The sequence below is a fragment of the Salmonella sp. NW884 genome, from assembly GCF_051700745.1.
In the GTDB taxonomy this organism is placed as follows: domain Bacteria; phylum Pseudomonadota; class Gammaproteobacteria; order Enterobacterales; family Enterobacteriaceae; genus Salmonella; species Salmonella enterica.
This window is the reverse complement of sequence record NZ_JAMMDE010000003.1, coordinates 89,422-108,325: the sequence shown is the minus strand read 5'-3', so window position 1 is coordinate 108,325 and position 18,904 is coordinate 89,422. Positions and strand designations below refer to the sequence as shown.

Sequence of the window (18,904 nt, the reverse complement as noted above, 5' to 3'; positions counted from 1 at the left end):
GTAATGGTCACGAACGGCAGATGCCATCATTAACCTTTGTTGTTCGTTGAAAGGGCGTGAAAACCACGGAAGGAAGGCGTGCTCCCGGCGACAGTATGCGCCAGGAGCGTAGTGTTTACGTACGATGACTGATGGCCGACTCCGGGAGGGCGTCGCTATCTGTACCGGAGATGACGACTCCCCGGGTCTCGCGACCAAATGCCACAAATACACAGATTAAAATAGCCACCGCGCCAGCCACGATCGCCATTGCCAACCCGTAATTGCCACCATGCGTTTCCGCGATGCGGGCCTGTAACGTCGCATTAACCGACGCCAGTAAATTACCGAGTTGGTAAACAAACCCTGGCAGCACGGCGCGCGCATTCGCCGGAACCAGCTCGTTTAGCCAGGTCGGCACGACTCCCCAGGCGCCCTGCACCATAAACTGCATCAGGAACGCGCCCAGGCCAATCGTGAATGATCCGCTGGAAAATGCCCATAGCGGGAGTACCGGAAGCGCAAGAAAGGCGGCGATCATGATCGCTTTTTTACGCCCAATACGTTCCGATAGCGTACCGTAGAAAATACCGCCGAGCATGGCGGCAATGTTATAAAAAATTGCAATGATACTGATCAGATGCGGATCAAAACCATGCTGCATCTTCAGGAAGGTAGGATAGAGATCCTGCGTGCCGTGGCTGAAAAAATTAAAGAACGCCATGACCAGCACCAGATACAGACACAACTTCCACTGTTTGCGCAGAACAGGAAGCAGCGCGGTATTCTCTTTACGCGCTCTGGCCGCCAGCCAGACGGGGGATTCCGGCACTTTAAACCAGATATAAGGCAGTAAGACAACTGGCACGGCGCCAATCAGGAACATACCGCGCCAGCCTACCATACTGTAGAAGAGGCCAAAAATAACCGAGGCGAACAGATAGCCGCAGGGATAGCCCGCCTGAAAAATGCCCGACATCAGGCCACGCGAACGATCGGGAATGGTTTCCATCGCCAGTGATGACGCGACGCCCCATATCCCGCCCATCGCCACGCCGTACATGACCCGAAAAATCAGAAATGCCATGAAGGTGGGCGACCAGGCGGAAAGCAGTTCAAACACCGTAAAGAACAGAATATTGAGCATCAGTATCGGTCGACGTCCGTACTTTTCCGCCATTCGGCCAAATAGCAGCGCGCCAATGGGACGTACCGCCAGGGTCAGCATAATCGCAATGGAAACGTCCGATACGGAAGCGTGAAACCATTCGGCGAGATCGCTAAGTACAAAGACAAGGATAAAGAAATCAAACGCATCCAGCATCCAACTGGTAAAGCTGGCAAACGCCACATGTCGTTGTGTCGTCGTCCAGTTCAGGGGGGTGTACATAGGTAGTGTCCTGCATCAAAAATAACATCAAGCTTTGAAGCGGCGAAACGCTGGAGCGCTCCCGTCGCCAAAGCGACGTAACAAGGTAGCGTTGCGCTACTTATTTGTTATCTTTTTGTATATAGCAGGTAAAATGTTAGCAAAAATAGACAAATCATTACATATTATTAACAAAGCTTACTGGCACATGATTTGTCACATTTTTTATGGGGATTATCTCACGCAAAGAAAAGCGAAGCGTGGCTAGCGTATCGCAACCGGCCTGTCGCCAGACCGATCGCCATTGACGATTACCTTTCGCGCGGCGGGAAACCGGCCTTTTGCAGGGCGGCGGCAATCTGCTCCGCGGATAGCGACGTTTCAATGTCAACCAGACGCGTCGCCGGGTCGGTTCTCACCGTCGCATTAGCATCGAGAGTCAGAATCGTCTTTTTTACCGTACTGGCGCAGCCGCCGCAGGTCATGTCATCAATATGGAACTGCATAGTGAACTCCTTTTGTGTGGGAACTGTTGCCAGTCTGGGCCTTGTCAGTGTTGGAAGGTCAAGCGTAATCTCAGGACTTACAGACGCTTTGCCAGTCCGTGGCGACGCGGACGGCGCAATACCGCTCCGGTACGCGCCTCCGGCTCGCTATCGTCAGGTTGTCCAAGCGTATGCAGAATGGGGCAATCTGGCAGCGCGTCGCCGGCGCAGCAGTGAATCAGCGCTTTGAGGGTTTGCGCCATGTGCTGCATGTTCTGGATACGTCTGTCCAGTTCATCAATGTGCGTCTGCGCCAGGCGTTTGACGTCAGCGCTTTGCCGCGACTGGTTATTCCAAAGATTCAGTAAGTCGCTGATTTCAGCAACTGAAAAACCGAGGTCGCGCGCGCGGCGTATAAAATGCAATTGATTAACATCAGCCTGGGTATAGGCCCGATAGCCGGAATCCGTCCGACTTGCCGCGGGAATCAGACCAATCTGTTCATAGTAGCGAATCATTTTGGCCGAAACTTTCGATGCTTTAGCTGCTTTACCGATGTTCATGACGCTCCTCCTCAGGTCGTGGATGTGTCGGATGGGGTTGCCATCGGCGCCCGGAAACGGCGCAGCCGCAAAGCGTTGCCCAGCACGAACACGCTCGACATCGCCATCGCCCCTGCGGCGAATACCGGTGACAATAATATGCCCCAGACCGGAAATAGCGCGCCTGCCGCGACAGGAATCAGCGCCGTATTGTAAGCAAAGGCCCAGAACAGATTCTGGTGGATATTGCGGATGGTCGCTTTAGACAGCGCGATAGCATTCGGCACGCCTTGCAAGTTGCCGGACATTAGTACAACGTCGGCGGATTCCACCGCCACATCGGTGCCGGTGCCAATCGCCAGCCCCACGTCGGACTCCGCCAGCGCTGGCGCATCGTTGATGCCATCGCCGACAAACGCCACCTGCCCATACGCCGCTTTCAGGCGCCGTATCGCCTCGACTTTCCCTTCTGGCAATACCTCGGCGACCACGTCATCAATCCCTAACTGTCTGGCGATAGCCTGTGCCGTGCGGGCATTATCGCCAGTGATCATGGCGACCTTAATGCCGAGCTGATGTAAAGCGTTAATTGCGGCGGGCGTACTGGGTTTGATCGGATCGGCCACGGCGATAATCGCCGCCAGTTGACCGTCAATAGCCGCATAGAGCGGCGATTTCCCTTCCTGCCCTAACCGTTCGGCGGTGGTGGCGAAGCCGCTAATATCCACGCCAATTTCGCGCATATAGCGATCGGCCCCCACGTCAACACGCGTACCGTCAACGGTAGCGTATACGCCCATCCCGGTCACCGATTCGAAGCCGTTCATGCCTGGTAGCGCGATCCCTTCCTCTTCTGCCGACACGACAATCGCACGGGCAATCGGATGCTCTGAACGCGATTCTACCGCCGCGACTTTCGCCAGCACCTCACGGCGCTCAAAGCCGCTGGCCACGTCGAGATCGGTCAGTACCGGGCGGCCTTCGGTAAGCGTCCCGGTTTTGTCTACGGCCACCACCTTAGCGTCTTTGAGTAGCTGTAACGCCTCCCCCTTACGGAACAGCACGCCCATTTCCGCCCCACGACCGGTTCCCACCATAATGGAGGTCGGCGTCGCCAGGCCCATCGCGCAAGGACAGGCGATAATCAGAACCGCAACACCATTGATCAGAGCGAAAGTCAGCGCAGGCGACGGCCCAAACGCCAGCCATACCACAAAGGTCAGCGCAGCAATAAGCATCACCATCGGGACAAACCACAGCGTCACTTTATCCACGACGGCCTGAATCGGCAGTTTTGAACCCTGCGCCTGTTCCACCAGACGAATGATTTGCGCCAGCATGGTCTGTCCGCCGACGGCGGTCGCCCGCACCGTGAGCGCGCCTTTTTGGTTGACGGTACCGCCCACCACCGCGCTTCCTGCGGATTTCTCAACCGGTATCGGTTCGCCGGTAATCATCGACTCGTCAACGAAGCTGCGGCCTTCGGTCACTTCGCCGTCAACCGGTATCCGCTCGCCTGGCCGAACCTCCACACAGTCTCCCAGCACAACCTCGTCGACAGGGATATCCACGATGCGGCCCTCGCGTAACACATGCGCGACCCGCGCCTGTAGCCCCACCAGACGTTTAATCGCTTCGGAAGTCCGCCCCTTCGCCCTTGCCTCCAGAAAGCGCCCCAGCAGAATAAGCGCGACAATCACTGCGGCGGCCTCGTAATAGACGTTTACCGTCCCTTCAGGCAACAGGTCGGGCGTAAAGGTCGCCACCAGCGAGTAGCCGAATGCCGCTGCGGTTCCCACGGCGACCAGCGAGTTCATGTCCGGCGCCAGACGCGCCAGCGCCGGGAACCCTTTAAGGTAAAAACGGCGACCGGGGATCGTCAGCACCAACAGGGTCAGTGCAAATTGCCAGTACCAGCTTTGTTGCAGGCCAATCGTTTTTATCACCCACTCGTGCATACCAGGAATAAGGTGCGAGCCCATTTCAAGCACAAAAACGGGGAGCGCCAGCACGCTGGCGAGAATCAGATCGCGCTTCAGCCTGACGCGCTCGGCCTCTTTTTTCTCTTCAGAGTCGTCTTCGCCCTGCCCCGCCGTCTCTATCGGTCGCGCCTCATACCCCGTTTTTTCAATCGCCGCGATCACCGCCTCCGCCGACGCCGTCCCGCGGACGGTGGCGCGCTCCGTCGCCAGATTCACCGTAGCGTCCGTTACGCCAGGCACAGCCTTAATACCTTTTTCAACGCGAGCGACGCACGACGCGCAGGTCATACCTTCAATAAGCAAGCTTATCGTGTCGTGACGATTTTCTGACTGACTCATGACGAGTTCCCCATCCTGACTATTCGGTATCAGAAAGCCTAAAGCTTGCCATTGTGGGAAGGTCAAGCGTATTCAGGCTGCACGGTTCGGCGAGAATGTGAGATGGCTCATAAAAGAGGATGATGCGAGACATTTACGCCACGATGCCGACCCACGCCCCGTAAAAACCCGTCAGGAACGCTTGACCTTTCCTTCGTTGTAACGCCTAGCCTTTGCCAAAAATTCTGCTGCAGCGTTGCGGAATGGCCGACACGCTGCGGTAAAGAGGGAAACGACATGCGTAGAACATTCAAAATTATGTTGATAGCCGGCGTCATCGCCGCCATCGGGGGCGTGATTTACATGGCCGGCGAAGCACTATGGGATAAAGACAACGCCGTCGGACCACCGGCCAGCGCGCCGCCTCCACCGTCGGTACCGGTTGCTAAAGCCCTTAGCCGCACACTCGCGCCTACGGCGGAATTCACCGGTTTTCTGGCCGCGCCGGAGACCGTGGAGCTGCGTTCGCGCGTGGGAGGAACCCTTGACGCCGTCAGCGTTCCGGAAGGACGTCTGGTAAGCCGCGGACAACTGCTGTTCCAGATCGATCCGCGCCCGTTCGAGGTCGCCCTCGACACCGCCGTCGCGCAATTACGTCAGGCTGAAGTACTGGCCCGCCAGGCGCAGGCGGATTTCGATCGCATTCAACGACTGGTCGCCAGCGGCGCCGTATCACGTAAAAACGCTGACGATGTCACCGCCACGCGTAATGCGCGACAGGCGCAGATGCAATCGGCCAAAGCCGCCGTCGCCGCAGCGCGCCTTGAACTCTCCTGGACCCGTATTACCGCGCCCATTGCCGGACGCGTTGACCGCATACTGGTGACCCGGGGCAATCTGGTCAGCGGCGGCGTAGCGGGTAACGCCACGCTTCTGACGACTATCGTGTCTCACAATCCCATGTATGTGTATTTCGATATTGACGAAGCCACCTGGCTGAAGGCGTTACGGCATACCCGCTCCGACAAAAATCCACCGGTAGTCAACATGGGGTTAACCACCGATAACGGGCTGCCTTATCAGGGCGTACTCGACTTTATGGGCAATCAGATGAACCGCAGCACCGGCACTATCCGGGCGCGCGCCGTGATTCCTGACCCCGACGGAATGCTTTCTCCCGGCCTGTTTGCCCGAATCAGTTTGCCCATCGGCGAGCCGCGGGAAACCGTGCTGATTGACGATCTGGCGGTGAGCGCCGATCAGGGCAAAAACTATGTGCTGATCGTCGGCAAGGAGAATCAGGTGGAGTATCGTCCGGTTGAGCTGGGACAAATGGTCGATGGACTCCGCGTCGTTACACAAGGAGTACAGCCGGGAGAAAAAATCATCCTCAAGGGGCTGGTGCGTCCTGGCATGACCGTTGCGCCGCGTCTGGTGCCGATGCGGCAGAATGTGACCGATAAACAGACCGCGACATTGACTAAAGCGGACGGCGACAGTGCGTCGAAGGCGGTGCGCCAATGAAATTCACCCACTTTTTCATCGCACGGCCCATCTTCGCCATCGTCCTGTCGCTGTTAATGCTGCTGGCTGGCGCTATCGCCTTTTTAAAACTGCCGCTGAGTGAATATCCGGCCGTTACGCCGCCCACGGTACAGGTTAGCGCCAGCTACCCCGGCGCTAACCCGCAAGTGATTGCCGATACGGTAGCCGCGCCGCTGGAACAGGTGATCAACGGCGTTGACGGCATGTTGTATATGAATACCCAGATGGCCATTGATGGTCGCATGGTTATCTCTATCGCCTTCGAACAGGGAACCGATCCTGATATGGCGCAAATTCAGGTGCAAAACCGGGTATCCCGTGCGCTGCCTCGCCTGCCCGAAGAAGTCCAGCGAATTGGCGTTGTAACGGAGAAAACGTCCCCCGATATGTTGATGGTGGTTCATCTTGTCTCGCCGCAAAAACGCTATGACTCGCTTTACCTGTCTAACTTCGCCATCCGGCAGGTTCGCGACGAGCTGGCCCGTTTACCCGGCGTCGGTGATGTTCTCGTCTGGGGCGCGGGCGAGTACGCCATGCGCGTCTGGCTGGACCCGGCGAAAATCGCCAACCGCGGTCTTACCGCCAGTGATATCGTTACGGCGTTGCGGGAACAAAACGTACAGGTCGCCGCCGGTTCCGTCGGGCAACAGCCGGAGGCCTCCGCCGCTTTTCAGATGACGGTGAACACGCTGGGCCGCCTGACCAGCGAAGAACAGTTCGGCGAGATTGTGGTAAAAATCGGCGCTGACGGCGAGGTGACGCGTCTGCGTGATGTCGCCCGCGTCACGCTGGGCGCAGATGCCTATACGCTGCGCAGTTTACTGAATGGCGAAGCGGCGCCAGCGTTACAGATTATTCAAAGTCCGGGCGCCAATGCGATTGACGTTTCTAACGCGATTCGCGGCAAAATGGATGAGTTGCAGCAAAACTTCCCGCAGGATATCGAATACCGGATTGCCTATGATCCTACGGTCTTCGTGCGCGCATCGCTACAATCGGTGGCGATTACGTTGCTGGAAGCCCTCGTGCTGGTCGTCCTTGTCGTGGTGCTGTTCCTGCAAACCTGGCGGGCGTCCATTATTCCTCTGGTGGCGGTTCCCGTTTCGCTGGTCGGCACCTTTGCCTTGATGCACCTGTTTGGCTTTTCGCTGAATACGCTTTCGCTGTTTGGTTTGGTCCTGTCGATAGGTATCGTTGTTGATGACGCCATCGTTGTGGTCGAAAACGTGGAACGGCATATCTCGCAGGGCAAAAGCCCCGGAGAGGCGGCAAAGAAGGCGATGGATGAAGTCACTGGTCCCATTCTTTCTATTACCTCGGTGCTAACGGCGGTCTTTATCCCTTCCGCATTCCTGGCGGGCCTGCAGGGTGAGTTTTATCGTCAGTTCGCGTTGACCATCGCTATTTCGACCATCCTTTCGGCCATTAACTCGCTGACGCTCTCCCCTGCGCTGGCTGCCATTTTGCTAAGACCGCACCACGATACTGCGAAGGCTGACTGGCTAACGCGGTTGATGGGCACGGTCACTGGCGGTTTTTTCCATCGCTTTAACCGTTTCTTCGACAGCGCGTCGAACCGCTATGTTAGCGCCGTCCGTCGGGCCGTGCGCGGCAGCGTCATTGTGATGGTGCTCTATGCTGGCTTTGTGGGGCTGACCTGGCTTGGCTTCCATCAGGTGCCGAACGGGTTTGTGCCTGCGCAGGATAAATACTATCTCGTCGGCATCGCCCAGCTCCCAAGCGGCGCATCGTTGGATCGCACAGAGGCGGTCGTGAAACAGATGTCCGCTATCGCGCTGGCGGAACCCGGCGTTGAAAGCGTCGTCGTCTTCCCCGGTCTGTCGGTTAACGGCCCGGTAAATGTGCCAAATTCGGCGCTGATGTTCGCCATGCTGAAACCCTTTGACGAGCGTGAAGATCCTTCGCTTTCCGCTAACGCTATCGCCGGAAAGCTAATGCACAAATTTAGCCACATTCCCGACGGATTTATTGGCATCTTCCCGCCACCGCCGGTTCCAGGGCTTGGCGCGACGGGCGGCTTTAAATTGCAGATTGAAGATCGTGCGGAACTGGGATTTGAAGCGATGACAAAGGTGCAAAGCGAGATTATGTCTAAGGCGATGCAGACGCCCGAACTGGCCAATATGCTGGCCAGTTTCCAGACAAACGCCCCGCAATTACAGGTGGATATCGACCGGGTAAAGGCGAAATCAATGGGGGTATCGCTCACCGACATCTTTGAAACGTTGCAAATTAACCTCGGCTCGCTTTACGTCAACGATTTCAACCGATTTGGCCGTACCTGGCGGGTGATGGCGCAGGCCGATGCGCCATTCCGTATGCAACAAGAGGATATCGGCCTGCTTAAAGTCCGCAATGCGAAGGGCGAGATGATCCCGCTTAGCGCTTTCGTCACGATTATGCGCCAGTCGGGGCCGGACAGAATCATCCATTACAACGGCTTCCCCTCGGTAGATATTAGCGGTGGACCGGCTCCGGGTTTCTCCTCCGGACAGGCGACGGACGCGATTGAAAAGATCGTGCGTGAAACGTTGCCGGAAGGGATGGTCTTCGAATGGACCGATCTGGTTTATCAGGAAAAACAGGCCGGCAATTCTGCGCTTGCTATCTTTGCGCTGGCGGTGCTGTTGGCCTTCCTGATCCTGGCGGCGCAGTACAACAGTTGGTCGCTGCCCTTCGCCGTCCTGCTTATTGCGCCTATGTCATTACTCTCAGCCATTGTCGGCGTGTGGGTATCTGGCGGAGATAACAATATCTTTACGCAGATTGGTTTCGTGGTGCTAGTCGGCCTGGCGGCCAAGAACGCCATTTTGATTGTCGAGTTTGCCCGCGCCAAAGAACACGACGGCGCAGACCCGCTGACCGCCGTACTGGAAGCGTCCCGCCTGCGCCTACGTCCTATCCTGATGACCTCATTCGCCTTTATCGCAGGCGTAGTACCACTGGTACTCGCGACGGGTGCCGGCGCGGAAATGCGACATGCGATGGGCATCGCCGTGTTTGCCGGCATGTTGGGCGTCACGCTCTTCGGCCTGTTATTGACGCCTGTATTTTACGTGGTGGTTCGCAGGATGGCATTAAAGCGTGAGAACCGCGTTGATTCACATGATCAGCAAGCATAATGATGGGAATGGCATAATGAAGATCACTTTTACAGGCTATCGGCAGACCGCCACGCTGGCGACGCTTGCTTTCGTCACCACGCTTGCTGGCTGTACGATGGCGCCGAAGCACGAACGCCCCGCATCGCCGACTGCGATGGTCTATCCCTACGCAACGTCAACCGTTTCTGGCGCGCCGGATGCCGCTGACATTGGCTGGCGTGATTTCTTCCACGATCCGCTTCTACAGGAACTGATCGCGATCGCGTTACGCAATAATCGGGATTTACGCAAGGCAGGGCTCAATGTTGAAGCCGCCCGGGCGTTATACCGCATTCAGCGCGCGGAGATGCTGCCGACGCTCGGCATCGCCACCGCCATGGACGCCAGTCGCACTCCCGCCGATCTCAGCGTCATGGACGAGTCTGAGATTAACCGACGCTACGAGGCGGCTGGGGCGACGACGGCCTGGGAACTGGATCTCTGGGGGCGAGTGCGAAGCCTTAGCGACCAGGCATTAGCCGCCTATATGGCGCTTGATGAGACGTACATTGCGGCGCGAATGAGCCTGGTTTCCGAAGTCGCCAGCGCCTGGCTGACGCTACGGGCTGACCGGGAGCTGCTGCGCTTAACCGAGGATACGCTGGCCGCGCAAAAAAGTTCATACACATTGACGACCCAGCTTGCCCGGACAGGTAACGCCACACAGCTCGATCTGCGTATGGCGGAGATCGCGCTGCGTTCTGCGGAAATCAATCGCGCGGCGTATACGCGACAGTTGGCGCGGGATCGTAACGCGCTGGAATTGCTGTTGGGCCAGCCGCTCACGCCTGAACTGTCGCGTCGACTAAACGAAGCGGTCACGCTTACAGAAGGCGCGATCCCGACCACACTGCCAGGCGGATTACCGTCAGATCTGCTGGTACGCCGCCCGGATATTCGCGCCGCCGAGTACAGGCTGCGCGGCGCAAACGCCCGGATAGGCGCAGCGCGCGCCGCCTTCTTCCCGACCATCAGCCTGACAGGCTCGGCGGGAACGGCCAGCGCGTCTCTTAGCGGACTCTTTGAACCGGGATCGGGAAGCTGGCGTTTTCTACCGCAAATCACCTTGCCTCTCTTTCACGGCGGCGCATTACGCGCTGACCTGGATAGGGCGCATGTCCAAAAACAGATTGAAATCGCCAGGTATGAAAACGTTATTCAGCAAGCCTTTCGCGACGTGGCGGATGGTCTGGCGGGACAGCGTACGCTGAATGACCAGGTGCAATCAGAACAACGCGCGGTTGAAGCCAGTCAAATCGCCTATGAGCTGGCCGGACTCCGTTTTCAGGAAGGCGTCGATGACTACCTTACGCTGCTTGATACCCATCGTATGCTTTATGGCGCACAACAGCGCCTGGTACGCACACGTCTCATGCAACAGTTAAATATCATTAACCTGTATAAAGCATTAGGCGGCGGTTGGCGGGAATACAGTGAGAAAAAGCAAGGTTAGCCCAAATAGCGCCCGCGTCGCCAGTGCGGCGCGCGCGCTAAACAGGCATATATTACCTGCAAAATAAGGTTAACGAGGGCAACGATAAACGTTCCCGCTTAACGTGACATTCGTTTGTTTGCTTGAGCCCGAACCGTGCCATGAACTTCCTGTCTGGCCTGCACGCTGGGTTAACAGGACTACCGTATTGCCGCCCATTTTATAAGCTTTGTTTTTCAGATCGTTACGGGCACCCGTTTCCAGGTTACTGTTGGAAGTCCAGCCACCGGTAAAGAAATTCCCCTGGCTGCCCGTGATATCCCCTAAGTAGCTGCATTCCTTACCTGGCTCGCTGGTCATCACCCGTACCTGTTCAGCGCCATAATTCAACGAATTAGCGCTACATGCGGTTAAAGCCAAGCCGACGAAACATACTAAGATCTTTTTCATACTAATACCTGGTCTATTAATCATTAAATAATAACGCGTTCTTGCTTCTGAACGCCGTCAAGGAACTATATTTAAGATGTAACGAATGTCTTTCATTTGCTGAAGAAAAGTCTCTGTCATGATGCTATCATGTATGCTTGAGGCTATTTCTTGTTCAGTTTTTTCAATATGCTCTCTGAGTCTTATTTTTGTTTTTTCGTCAAGCGCCGAGATAAGTATCTTAATGGCAAGCAGCATAGTAGGATTGATGCTTTCACACTCTCTCATCGTTAACTTTTTCATCTTGTTTGCTTCAAGCCTGATCGGCGTTTTTGTCTACACGGCAAATTTTAGATGCGAAGACATGGCGACTTCTTTGGTAAATAAATAGCAAATGGAAAAAGCGTTTGAAGCCATATTTACGACAGATACGCAATCTATGAATGTACAAAGTCTTACGACTCATGCCATAGCTACTGGCGATCTGACTCATCGACTTTTTATATAAAAAGTGCCATAACAACTCCTCCTCCTTTTTTGTCAACGGCGCAAGTTCACCGACCGCTACTTCGTTTGCACAAGCGTATTTAATGAAATGCTCAATAAAAACAGGCTTTGCCAAATCGGGATCGATATCAGGATCTCTATCGCAGCCATGTGGATAAAGTTTTCCAATATCTCTGCGCGTGAGCCAGATTCGACGAGCATGTGGATAATGCTGCATGAGCGCCTTAAAACCTTTCCAGACCCCCTGAATCAAAACTCGTCCATCAATAATAATTATGATATCTTCGCTAGCTGATATCTGACACGAATTATATTCTCCATTGAGTGGGAACATAAAGCACTTCCCATCCTCAAAGAGTGAAGCGATGCCTAAATAAGTATAATAATCATCCGTTAAAACTATACCTATCGTTTTTAACGGAAGTTGTTCCGATAGTGAATTTATCATAATTTCATCAATAGAATAACGCTACGGTGAGTGTTTTATCTTCCTCTTAAGATTACCTGAGCGCTCATAACCATCCCTATTCTGTAGCAGCGCCATATTATTTTTAATTCCTTGCCATAAACGTAACGCTTATACTTTTAATATCAGAAGCGATAACCTACGCTGACACCAAATGTATTGGTATCCACAGCGAAGAAACGACTGGCTTCCCATGATGCATCGATAGATATACTCTTAACTGGATTAAATATTACGCCAGCGCCGTAGGCAAAGGAGTCTTCTTTTGAGTGTTTATTAAATTTCATCGTCGCTATACCCGCATTGCCGTACAGGCTCACATAGTCATTAAAACGATATGTTGGTCCAAACATCAAAGAACCATAGTCTACAGAATCGGAACCATTTTTATGCAATTTCCCCTCTTTCCAGGTGTAGTTCTCCATTTCATTGCGCGTCGCAGTGAATGAGCCTAACATCCCCCAGGTCTCATTGAACTCGTAACGATATTTCAAATTAAAGCCTCGCAGATCTTTGCTATCGCTATTTTTCAATGAACTGAGATGAGTTTGTGCATAACCAAACGATACGGTGTGCTGATCGTTAGCCAAAGCTAAAGGTGACGCTAATAATAAACCTAAAAAAACAAGGAACGAAGACCGTCTTTTCATTAAAACCACTCCATTTTTGATATATAATTAAGGCGGTACCGGAACTTATGGCACACGAATAGCATTTAGATTAAGAGCACCTAATGCGCTTATTACCAGTCATGCCAACTGCGGAGGTAATATAACCTGATATATTCGATAATGGATATGAAATCAGTCTTACAGAGTTCTTACTTTTTTATTAATGGCGGATTCATAGTTGCTTCAGACCCGATCCTGGCATCGCATCCGTCAGGCGGACAGCGAGAGGTTATCAGCGAGTATCAGTCACCTCCTTGAAGAGTCAAAAAATCATAACTCATTGTTTTTCATGTATTTTATTGATTATTGAGTTAACCTTTACCCTTGCGGAGGGCAATTTCGCAACTCGCTTTCTGACGCATTCAGACAACATTCAGATCTACTGCGCGGTACAAACGTTATAAAGCTGCCGATTAAGAGAATAAAAAAAGGTTTTCTCACCCACTTTAGATATTCGAATCTCATTAGCCGCTTCCGGATGCAGAACCCGTAAATATGATAACAGATCGCCAGCCGTGTCCGTGGCAAAGACTTTTACCTGGGATACTTCGAACGTATAAACACCAGGCGCTGTTCGATGTAAATTTTTCATATACACGTCCCGGTATAATATTTTTACACCGTTATCTTTTGTTTTTATTTCATATTGAAGCGTAATTCTCTTCATCTTAAAATCAAGAACAAGACTGCCATCGGCATGGATATCTTTAGGCTGTATCGTCGTTACCGTTCTTGTCGTACATAAAAATTCATTAGTATTAATAGAACTATGGTTACTGTTTCGTACCCAAACTACCATCAGTACGACTGAAACAGCCAGCATACCAAGCGTCGCCACTCTTAATAACGTTCTTTTATGGAAATGCATTTCGGCTCCGCTATATCAAGTTGGTTAAGACACTGGACAAAAATATTTGTATTAGGAACGCGAATGTAATAAATGATTTTTCCGTTTTGTTTATGTATTTCATTACTCATCTCAGAGTACGCTTCAATGATATCCGCCAGATGGGTTTTATCATGCCCGACACTATAAAAAGTGTATCCATCATACGAACCATTGAGGGTAAAATAATCAATATTTTCACCCTTAACTTTATAAATCATGAAAAACATCAGAAGCGCGGCCAGGCAAAAGTAGAGCCAATCTTTTCTATTCACAGCGCCCGGTATTGGGGGAATAATAGTGTCATCGCGCCGCACTTCAACCGTCGATACTTCTGTTTCAGCAACAGCAGGCAACGGCGTATTTTGCGCCTCATCACTCAACGGTTCAATGGAAACTGAGAGTAAAACACCCACGCGAGGGCGAGTCACAACAGATGCCCCCTTAAGACCAATTTTATCAAATGATCCTCGTAGCTGGTTAATCAGTTTATAATAACTGGCATCAGAGACCACGACACCTTTGCGCCCCCAGACATAGTTAATTAAATCATCTTTTTTAAAAAGGCCTTCATAAAAAGCGATAAGCAAACTGCGTTCCGATTCAGATATCGTTATCGACTCTCCGGCGCAGGAAAGCGTCATTCGTTCACAATCAAGAATAACTCTTTTGTCAATCAGATAATTGTTCTGACTCATAAAAATATCCGCCCCAGTGCTATCACGTTTCTTCACGGCATAAACATATTACCAGGATATATCGTGCTATTGAATTTTTTTCCGTAGCGAGTTCCTGCATTATTCAGCCACCAGGCCACTCGCAGATTCGTTTTCCCCCTTGAGCAAACCATTTTGCCGCTGGGCTGACTTGCCAAGCCAACTCATAAAGTCATTAGTCCCCATCGGCCTGGCATAAAGAAATCCCTGAACGAATCCTACCCCGTGGCTTAAGATGTAACGCAATTGGTGCTGGGTACTGACCCCTTCGGCAACCACATTGAGTCCCAGTCGCTGACTCAGCGTAATGATAGTATCCAGGACAGGAACATCATCGCTGCTGGTATCAATGGTATCGATAAACGTTCTGTCTATTTTAAGAGAGTCTACAGGTAATTGCTGGAGATAGGAGAGTGAGCAATAGCCGGTCCCAAAATCATCAATCGCTATTAACACGCCTTTTTCACGGAGCGTTGAAAGTTTTTCTGCGACCTGTGAAGGTTCTACAATCAGGCTACGCTCGGTGAGCTCCAACATAAGCGTTATCGTTCCCAAACGAGTCCTGAGCGCCTCTATATCTTGTATAAAACCGTCATCCATAAGATGAGCAGGCGATATATTTACGCTGATATAGAAATCATCCGGTACAGTCCAGTTTATCACGTCATGAGCAATCAGTTCGAACAGATGACGAGAGAGTGGAATAATCATGCCTTCATTTTCTGCGGCGGTAATAAAAATATCCGGGGTTATAAAACGGCCATCCGGTTGCGGCCAGCGCATTAGCGCCTCCACGCCGCCGCAACTACCGTGTTTAACATTAAAAACAGGCTGATAATGTACCGTAAACTCATTGTGCGTTATTCCCCTGGCAATCTCCCGGGCCAGAGATAAACGTTTTAAATACCAGCGCCTGTAGAACAACATCATCCCTACAGAAAGACATAATGACAGCGGAATAAAAATAAAAAGGTTTTGTAACCAGTATGCCGATAACGTTGAGAAAGGGGTTCGCACCATCAGCTGGATAGTGTGATCGGTTGAGGTGAACCGCTGCGTTAAAAACGCCTTACCGCGCAACGTCGCAGCGCTGGTAATCGCCTCCCCTGCGCCGAATGTCAGGCTAAAGGCTGATGCTCTCTCTGCTGCCAATATCTCTATGAGCTCCTGGACATACTGCGAATCCACAATGACGAAGGCCGCTTTATTCGCTGCTACTTTTTTCACATAAACCACAACAAGGCGATCGGGTCCTTCGGCCATACTACCGATAGATCGCAACCACCGTTCCGGATAAGAAGCAGGTAAGGAAAGCCCTGCCAGCCGGGAAAAATGATAGCGTTCGGTTCCTGTGACAAAGGAGCAAGTGATATCACCATTTTCCAGAAACCCAATGTCACGGACATAAGGAGTGAAGGCCCGCGTTCTGGACAGTTCTTTCAGCGTGTCAGTACAGGAACTCTCAGCCAGTCTGGCGGCTTTTCCGGCGACTTGCCAGGAGGCGGCAGATATATCCGCGCTAAACCGCAGCAGCGTATTGGCGCTGACGGCGATATCTCGTTTTAGCTGGAAGATACCCGCGAGTAATCCCACCAATATCATTACGATCAGTGGAACGGCAACAAACAACATCAGAAATAGCTTTCTTACTTTCAAAACATTGCCCTCTTATCGGCCTTCCTTTTGCCACTGTACGCTTTTATAGGATAACTAAAGTAACATTAATATAGAAAAGCAATATTGAGAGATAGGTTATACGTTCTTAATGATAGCAAGATGGCACTCCCTGTGCCGAAAATAGACAAGAAAATATCAATACCCAACAGGTGCAGGATACTATCGTTAGAATAAGCGATAGCAGATATCTAAATTCAATATGTTAGCCTGATACCAGGTTCGCTGCCTGATGAGGCATAACCATCACGGAACGAATTCCCATCAATACAGGGATTATTGGCTACAACTCAACGTTACTACTGGTGGTACACACATTATACAAATGTCGATTAAGCGAAAACATGTAGGTATTTTTCCCAATTTTGACCATCTTTAACTCATTAATCGTACCAGGCTGTAACAGTCTCAACCAGGAAAACAAATCGCCAGCAGTATCAGACTCAAAGGTCTTAACTGAATTAACTTTAAAAGTAAATGTTTTCATACCTGTTCTGCGCAGTTTGCTGATGCAGATGTCACGAAAAAAAAGCCGCTTCTCTTTCGTATCGGTAGTAACATCGTAGTGTAGGGTAATCCTGCCGGATTTAAGATCCAGCACAAGTCCACCATCCATGTACAATTTTCGTGGCGCAATATACGCTTCTGATTTTGTCGTGCATATAAGATTATTGGTTCTATAAGAGTCACGATTTACCCACTCAAGCGCTATTACCGATCCGATTGCGACAATGGCGATAAATATTACAAATATAATCAGTAACGTTCTTTTACTGTAATACATTTTGGCACCGCCATTTCAACAGGATTTAAGCATTGCAGAAAAATATTCATATTAGGCTCCCTGATATAATAAAGATGGCGTCCATTTTGCCGGTAAATTTTAATTTTTAGAGAGTTAAAAGCAAAAACTATTTCACTTAATGTAACCTTATCCTCTTTTGTTTTATAGATTGCATAATCGTTATATTCGCCAAGATATGTAAAAAAACTATCAGGGCTGTTACGAACAGGCGCTTTATATATAGCAAATACACCATAGAGCAATGCCAGAAGAATGGCTCCTGTTAATACCACAAATACGCTGTGACGTTTAATTTTGTAAAATATGTTCTCCCGAGTCGGGGTGCCTTTAACGTTTTCATCACTCACCTTTAGGGAGGTGATTTTTTTTATAGGTTCAATGGCAACAGACAGCGATACCCCCACCCGAGGGCGAGTTACGATATCAGATGACTGTAGACCGATGCTACTAAAATCATTTCTCATTTGATTAATGAGTTTATAGTAACTTGATTCTGAGACGCAGCCTCCACGATTTTCCCAAACAAAATGAATAATATCTTCTTTTTTGTAAAGACCATGCCAAAAAGCCAGAAGCAGATGGGTCTCAGCTTCTGATATTCTGATTATCTCATTACCATGCGATAAGGTCATCTTCGTACTATCAAATACAACACGCTTATCAAGTAAAAATATGCTTTCATTCATGACAATCCTAAAGGTAACTGCATCCATCATTCAGACGACATATTATCATGCTCAAAAAAGAATTCAGCCCCCTAATTAACCCGAGTTTAACTTATAAGTCTCACTTATAGTAAACAATAATTGACACAAGTATTACCTGCACATTACAAATCAAACAGTTATAGGTAAATCTGAACACTTTTCTTTACCTTAACGCAAACTCAGGAAACTTCTGAAAGGCCAAAAGTAAGAAAAAAGTAAGACTAATTATACTGTTTCAGAAGCACATTTCAGAAAATTTACCTTAATCTCACCATCGTATTATCCATCGGGAGGTTTAACTGATACGGATTTTACATAGCAAAAATGTGCAGGTTTGTATTGCAACATAGTCTATCTATTCAGACGCGGAGAGAATTGTTATCGGATTACACTCAATCAAATGATAACACTATCAGTTGTACTAATGAGATGTATGGACGAAAGCGCTTATCGCTCTATTTCATGATAAGAGAAATAAGTCTGTTTGTTTTATATCGCATTATCAATAGTCAGGAGGGTATAGCTCACATCCAAAAATAGAGTTAATGATCGTTATTTTTACCACTCCTCCATAAGCACGAAACATTCGGGCGAGTTGCACTCGTCCTGAAAAAGTAAAGATTAATACAGGAACATTATCATATGTCTATGAAAAAGTATTTAGCAATGATCACAGGCTCACTTCTTGTCTCCAGCAGCGCGATGGCTGTTTCTGATAACACCATCACCTTTCAAGGGGAAGTCTCTGATGAAACATGCTCTGTCGTGATTAATGGTAATCAGGCTAAACCCGTCGTGTTATTGCCAACAGTAAGTACTAAAGATTTATCAGAACAAGGGAAAACTGCGGGGCCAATAACGTTTGATATTGGGCTGTCCGGGTGTACCGGCTCTAAGGACAAAACAACAAAAATTTCCACTGTCTTTGTCGGTAATCAGGTCACCAGTAACGGTAACCTGGGTAATACTGGCAGCGCGAAAAATGTTGAAGTCCAATTACTCGACACTTCAGGGGAGCCAATCAATCTGACCGGCGGCTTTACTGGCGACGGCGACCTACAGCTGGAACCAAATGCTTCTGAAGCGAGCGCGACTTATACCGCGCGGTATTACTCTACCGGGAAAGCAGAGGCTGGGACAGTCGCTGCCACCCTTCAATACGCCGTTTCGTATAAATAATTGTCGCTACGGTCTGGCGTTGAAACGCCAGACCATTTTCAATCGCCA

16 protein-coding genes and 1 pseudogene are annotated in these 18,904 nt (G+C 50.6%); 4 read left to right on the top strand and 13 right to left on the bottom strand.

Features of this window, described 5'->3' with window-relative positions:
• Positions 1 to 115 precede the first annotated feature (115 nt).
• The 4 genes from NA197_RS08485 to golT form a co-directional block, all read right to left on the bottom strand.
• Positions 116 to 1,369 (bottom strand): MFS transporter, encoded by a 1,254-nt coding sequence (locus NA197_RS08485; RefSeq protein WP_064043197.1) that lies wholly within the window; start codon positions 1,367 to 1,369, stop codon positions 116 to 118.
• A gap of 290 nt (positions 1,370 to 1,659) precedes the next feature.
• A complete protein-coding gene (gene golB, locus NA197_RS08480) occupies positions 1,660 to 1,854 on the bottom strand; it encodes a gold resistance metallochaperone GolB (RefSeq protein WP_001159469.1) in 195 nt (64 codons plus the stop codon).
• Positions 1,855 to 1,931: 77 nt separating this feature from the next.
• Positions 1,932 to 2,396, bottom strand: a complete 465-nt coding sequence (gene golS / locus NA197_RS08475; RefSeq protein WP_001020583.1) for an Au(I) sensor transcriptional regulator GolS — start codon at positions 2,394 to 2,396, stop codon at positions 1,932 to 1,934.
• Between the two features lie 11 nt (positions 2,397 to 2,407).
• Positions 2,408 to 4,696 carry a gold/copper-translocating P-type ATPase GolT gene (golT, locus tag NA197_RS08470; protein ID WP_064043196.1) on the bottom strand — a complete coding sequence of 763 codons (2,289 nt, stop codon included), beginning with the start codon at positions 4,694 to 4,696 and terminating at the stop codon, positions 2,408 to 2,410.
• Between the two features lie 276 nt (positions 4,697 to 4,972).
• On the opposite strand from golT, the gene mdsA reads away from it, so the two are divergent.
• From mdsA to mdsC, 3 genes are read left to right on the top strand one after another with little or no spacing between them, the layout of a single operon-like run.
• A complete protein-coding gene (mdsA, locus tag NA197_RS08465) occupies positions 4,973 to 6,199 on the top strand; it encodes a multidrug efflux RND transporter periplasmic adaptor subunit MdsA (RefSeq protein ID WP_001254851.1) in 1,227 nt (408 codons plus the stop codon).
• Positions 6,196 to 9,363: a multidrug efflux RND transporter permease subunit MdsB gene (gene mdsB, locus NA197_RS08460; RefSeq protein WP_000673153.1), complete on the top strand. Its 3,168-nt coding sequence runs from the start codon at positions 6,196 to 6,198 to the stop codon at positions 9,361 to 9,363. The genes mdsA and mdsB overlap by 4 nt, the downstream gene beginning before the upstream one ends.
• Before the next feature lie 16 nt (positions 9,364 to 9,379).
• Entirely contained in the window at positions 9,380 to 10,837 is a 1,458-nt protein-coding gene (gene mdsC / locus NA197_RS08455) for a multidrug efflux transporter outer membrane subunit MdsC (RefSeq protein WP_001521068.1), read from the top strand.
• Positions 10,838 to 10,906: 69 nt separating this feature from the next.
• On the opposite strand, the gene NA197_RS08450 is transcribed toward mdsC, so the two are convergent.
• The 9 genes and pseudogenes from NA197_RS08450 to NA197_RS08410 form a co-directional block, all read right to left on the bottom strand.
• Positions 10,907 to 11,266: a DUF4156 domain-containing protein gene (locus NA197_RS08450; RefSeq protein WP_000722978.1), complete on the bottom strand. Its 360-nt coding sequence runs from the start codon at positions 11,264 to 11,266 to the stop codon at positions 10,907 to 10,909.
• A gap of 57 nt (positions 11,267 to 11,323) precedes the next feature.
• Positions 11,324 to 11,548 (bottom strand): membrane protein, encoded by a 225-nt coding sequence (locus NA197_RS08445; RefSeq protein WP_000737127.1) that lies wholly within the window; start codon positions 11,546 to 11,548, stop codon positions 11,324 to 11,326.
• 10 nt (positions 11,549 to 11,558) lie between these two features.
• Positions 11,559 to 12,200, bottom strand: coding sequence for a helix-turn-helix transcriptional regulator (locus tag NA197_RS08440; RefSeq protein WP_064043195.1), 642 nt, complete (start codon positions 12,198 to 12,200; stop codon positions 11,559 to 11,561).
• A gap of 143 nt (positions 12,201 to 12,343) precedes the next feature.
• Entirely contained in the window at positions 12,344 to 12,868 is a 525-nt protein-coding gene (locus tag NA197_RS08435) for an Ail/Lom family outer membrane beta-barrel protein (protein WP_064043194.1), read from the bottom strand.
• A 400-nt stretch (positions 12,869 to 13,268) separates the two neighbouring features.
• On the bottom strand, positions 13,269 to 13,757 hold the full coding sequence (locus tag NA197_RS08430; protein ID WP_064043193.1) for a hypothetical protein: 489 nt from the start codon (positions 13,755 to 13,757) through the stop codon (positions 13,269 to 13,271).
• Positions 13,730 to 14,473, bottom strand: a complete 744-nt coding sequence (locus NA197_RS08425) for a winged helix-turn-helix domain-containing protein (protein WP_064043192.1) — start codon at positions 14,471 to 14,473, stop codon at positions 13,730 to 13,732. The genes NA197_RS08430 and NA197_RS08425 overlap by 28 nt, the downstream gene beginning before the upstream one ends.
• 99 nt (positions 14,474 to 14,572) lie before the next feature.
• Complete coding sequence (locus NA197_RS08420) at positions 14,573 to 16,147, bottom strand: EAL domain-containing protein (RefSeq protein ID WP_074181601.1); 1,575 nt, start codon at positions 16,145 to 16,147, stop codon at positions 14,573 to 14,575.
• A 501-nt stretch (positions 16,148 to 16,648) separates the two neighbouring features.
• Positions 16,649 to 16,949 (bottom strand): annotated as a pseudogene (locus tag NA197_RS08415) (hypothetical protein).
• Positions 16,922 to 17,656, bottom strand: coding sequence for a winged helix-turn-helix domain-containing protein (locus NA197_RS08410; RefSeq protein WP_001577310.1), 735 nt, complete (start codon positions 17,654 to 17,656; stop codon positions 16,922 to 16,924). The pseudogene NA197_RS08415 and the gene NA197_RS08410 overlap by 28 nt, the downstream one beginning before the upstream one ends.
• Before the next feature lie 663 nt (positions 17,657 to 18,319).
• Here NA197_RS08410 and NA197_RS08405 point away from each other — a divergent pair.
• The gene (locus NA197_RS08405; protein WP_000062033.1) at positions 18,320 to 18,856 is read left to right on the top strand and encodes a fimbrial protein; all 537 of its coding nucleotides are present in this window, start codon (positions 18,320 to 18,322) and stop codon (positions 18,854 to 18,856) included.
• Positions 18,857 to 18,904 lie beyond the last annotated feature (48 nt).